This is a genomic window from Streptomyces sp. NPDC002785, assembly GCF_040295565.1.
In the GTDB taxonomy this organism is placed as follows: Bacteria; Actinomycetota; Actinomycetes; order Streptomycetales; family Streptomycetaceae; genus Streptomyces.
This window is the reverse complement of the sequence record NZ_JBEOVN010000389.1, coordinates 1-2,658: the sequence shown is the minus strand read 5'-3', so window position 1 is coordinate 2,658 and position 2,658 is coordinate 1. Positions and strand designations below refer to the sequence as shown.

The window sequence follows — 2,658 nt, the reverse complement described above, 5'->3', positions numbered from 1 at the left end:
GCCGCGAACGCCTTGATCCGGCCGTCCGTGGCAAGACCACGCTGACGACTGAAGTCGACGAAGCTCTCAGGGGTGGACATCACGGTCACACCACCGGCCAGCGCCAGCGTGCATTCGCCCTGACGCAACGCCTGTACCGCCAGGTGCAGCGCCACCAGCGACGAGGAACACGCCGTGTCGACGGTGACCGCCGGGCCCTCCAGGCCGAAGGTGTACGAGACGCGTCCGGAGACCACGCTCGCCGCGTTACCCGTTCCCAGGTGGCCTTCGAGCCCCTCGGGCGCCTTCATCAGCAGGGACAGGTAGTCCTGGCCATTGGTGCCCGCGAAGACGCCGGTGCGGCTGCCCCGCAGGGTGGCCGGGTCGATGCCCGCCCGCTCGAAGACCTCCCAGGACGTCTCCAGCAGCAACCGCTGCTGCGGATCCATCGCCAGTGCCTCACGCGGCGAAATACCGAAGAACGCCGCGTCGAACTCAGCAACGTCGTAGAGGAAACCACCCTCACGCGTGTACGAAGTCCCCTGCCGGTCCGGATCCGGGTCATACAGCGAATCCAGGTCCCAGCCACGATCCGCCGGGAACTCCGCCACCGCATCCTGACCGGCTGTCAACAACGCCCACAACTCCTCGGGCGAACGCACCCCACCCGGGAAACGGCAACTCATCGCCACGATCGCGACCGGATCATCCTCCACCGCGACCAGCGACGGGGTGCCGGCAGCTGCACCAGTGACGATCGCCGCGCCGAGCAGTTCCGCACGGAGGTGTTCAGCGAGGGCGGCCGAGGTGGGGTAGTCGTAGACCAGGGTCGACGAAAGACGCAGGCCCGTCGCCGCGTTGAGGCGGTTGCGCAGCTCGATGGCGGTCAGTGAGTCGAAGCCCAGCTCCTTGAAGGCCCGAGCGGAATCGACCGCGTCGGCCCCGCCGTGCCCGAGCACGGCGGCGACCTGGCCTCGGACCAGCTCCAGCAGCACCTGCTCGCGCTCGGCCTGGGACAGCCGGGCCAGCCGCTCGGCCAGGGTGTCGCCACTGGTGATGGCTGCGCGAGGCGCGCCGTTCGTCATGGCCGCTGACTCCGCACGAGACACAGCCAGTTCGGCGAGCAGCGCGCTCGGCCGGGTGGCGGTGAACTCGGGGAGGAACCGTTCCCAGTCGATGTCCGCGACCGTCACAACGGTCTCGTCCAGGTCGAGGGCCAGCTGAAGTGCGGCGATGGCCGACTGCGGCGCCATGGGCGGCATGCCCTCGCGGCGCATGCGCTGCTCCAGCGCCTCGTCGGCGGCCATTCCGGAACCGGCCCACGGACCCCACGCCACCGACGTCGCGGTCAACCCCTCAGCACGACGCAACTCCGCCAACGCATCCAAATACGCATTCGCAGCAGCATAACCACCCTGCCCAGCCGCACCCACCGAACCAGCAACCGAAGAAAACAAAACAAACGCAGACAAACCCAAGTCACGCGTCAACTCATGCAAATTCCACGCAGAAACAACCTTCGCACGCAGAACCCGCTCCACCCGACCCGCATCCAAACCATCCAACACACCATCATCCAACACACCAGCCGCATGCACCACCCCCACCAACGGAAACTCCCCAGGAACCGACCCGAGCAACCCCGCCAACGCCCCCCGATCAGCCACATCACACGCCACCACCGAAACCCCAACACCCGCCCCAACCAACTCATCACGCAACTCCACCGCACCCGGCGCCTCCAGCCCACGACGACTGGCCAACACCAAATGCCCAACCCCCCGCCCCACCAACCAACGAGCCACATGCGCACCCAACGCACCCGTACCACCCGTCACCAACACCGAACCACCCACAAACCCAGACCCAGACCCCGCAACCCCACCCCCGGACCCGAACCCACCACCAGCACCAGCACCAGCACCAGCACCAGCACGAATCAACCGACGACCGAACACACCCGAAGAACGAACCGCCACCTGATCCTCAACACCACCACCAGCCAACACCCCACCCAACCGCACCACCCCACGCCCATCCAACAACTCCGGCAAATCAACCAACCCACCCCACCGCTCCGGAAACTCCAACGCCGCAACCCGACCCAGACCCCACACCAAAGCCTGACCCGGATCCACCACCCCATCAGAACGACCCACCGACACCGCACCACGCGTCATCACCCACAACGGCGCCCCCACACCCACATCACCCAACCCCTGCAACAAACCAACCGAACCCAACAACCCAGAAACACCCTCAACCGCCAACAACGACACCACACCCGACACCACACCAACATCCACACCCGCAGCACCCAACCGCTCCGCCACACCCACACGGTCAGCCCCAACCCCCACCTCAACCAACTCCACCCGAGCACCACACCCCGACAACGCCCCAACAACATCCCCAACCCAACCGCCAACAGCCACACCAGCCGGAACCACAACCAACCAGACACCACTCAACGCCCCGGAACCAACGGAGCGATCAGTCAACGGCTTCCACACCGCACGATAACGCCAGCCGTCGACCAGAGTGCGCTCGGCGCGCTGCCGCCGCCACGACGACAACGCCGGCAGAACATCACCCAACGACAACCCAGGATCAACATCAAGCTCAGCAGCCAACCCCGCCACATCACCACGCTCGACCACCTCCCAGAACCGCTCGTCG

General features: G+C 66.3%; 1 protein-coding gene. It reads right to left on the bottom strand.

Annotation, left to right across the window (positions count from 1 at the left end):
• On the bottom strand, window positions 1–2,658 hold a 2,658-nt coding region (locus ABTZ94_RS37250; RefSeq protein ID WP_351207852.1), incomplete at both ends, for an SDR family NAD(P)-dependent oxidoreductase.